General features: G+C 52.5%; 1 protein-coding gene. It reads right to left on the bottom strand.

What is annotated here, in order from left to right:
• The coding region (gene tuf / locus C3451_RS24150; RefSeq protein ID WP_058647085.1) for an elongation factor Tu at positions 1-965 on the bottom strand (965 nt) is incomplete at both ends.

Genomic DNA, 965 nt, shown 5'->3' with positions numbered 1-965 from the left:
TCCATCGCGATTGGGTGGATCAGAGTCACAACCATCTTGATGTTGTCGCCTGGCATTACCATCTCTACGCCTTCTGGCAGTTCGATGGTACCGGTCACGTCAGTTGTACGGAAGTAGAACTGTGGACGGTAGCCTTTGAAGAACGGAGTATGACGGCCGCCTTCGTCTTTGGACAGAATGTACACTTCAGATTCGAACTTGGTGTGTGGCTTGATTGAGCCTGGCTTCGCCAGAACCTGACCACGTTCGATTTCTTCACGCTTGATACCACGCAGCAGAACACCAACGTTCTCACCAGCACGGCCTTCGTCCAGCAGTTTGCGGAACATTTCAACGCCAGTACAGGTAGACTTCGCAGTCTCTTTGATACCAACGATTTCAACTTCTTCACCAACTTTGATGATACCGCGCTCTACACGACCGGTAACAACGGTACCACGACCGGAGATGGAGAATACGTCTTCGATTGGCAGCAGGAATGGCTTGTCAATCGCACGCTCTGGTTCTGGGATGTAAGAATCCAGGTAGCCAGCCAGTTCGATGATTTTCTCTTCCCACTCTGCTTCGCCTTCCAGCGCTTTCAGCGCGGAACCACGAACGATTGGGGTATCGTCGCCTGGGAAATCGTACTGAGACAGCAGTTCACGAACTTCCATCTCTACCAGTTCCAGCAGCTCTTCGTCATCAACCATGTCGCATTTGTTCAGGAACACGATGATGAAAGGAACGCCTACCTGACGACCCAGCAGGATGTGCTCACGAGTCTGAGGCATAGGGCCGTCAGTCGCAGCAACAACCAGGATCGCGCCGTCCATCTGCGCAGCACCGGTGATCATGTTTTTAACATAGTCGGCGTGGCCTGGGCAGTCTACGTGTGCGTAGTGGCGAGTCGGGGTGTCATACTCAACGTGAGAGGTGTTGATGGTGATACCACGAGCTTTTTCTTCTGGTGCGTTATCGATCTG

Origin of the sequence: Enterobacter sp. 301B (assembly GCF_003850715.1) — a bacterium.
GTDB classification, from domain to species: Bacteria; Pseudomonadota; Gammaproteobacteria; order Enterobacterales; family Enterobacteriaceae; genus Enterobacter; species Enterobacter intestinihominis.
This window is presented reverse-complemented; position numbering and strand designations above follow the sequence as displayed.